This is a genomic window from Marinobacter iranensis (assembly GCF_029207565.1).
Classification (GTDB): domain Bacteria; phylum Pseudomonadota; class Gammaproteobacteria; order Pseudomonadales; family Oleiphilaceae; genus Marinobacter; species Marinobacter iranensis.
The window spans coordinates 1-233 of sequence record NZ_JANCMW010000427.1 but is presented as its reverse complement, the minus strand read 5'-3'; the positions used below and the strand labels follow the sequence as shown (position 1 = coordinate 233).

Genomic DNA, 233 nt, shown 5'->3' with positions numbered 1-233 from the left:
AGGATCTCTCGCAGCGCATTACCGAACGCCGTCGGGGAGGTCCCCTGCAACGCGTCGTTCGTGCCGACGTCGAGGATCAGTCGTCGCGCACCGGACGCGACGATCGTGGCGAGATCAGTGTCAATAACGTCGGCCAGCTGGTCGGCGCGCCATCCGGGGTGGCTGACGACAGCGGCCCGGACCGCCTGCCCCTTGCTGAAGAACGTCACCCAATCCGGGTAGGTTCCCGCAGA

General features: G+C 66.5%; 1 protein-coding gene. It reads right to left on the bottom strand.

Annotated features, from left to right (window positions below):
* A partial coding sequence (locus NLU14_RS22965; protein ID WP_275710964.1) for a hypothetical protein occupies nt 1-233 on the bottom strand: 233 nt, incomplete at both ends.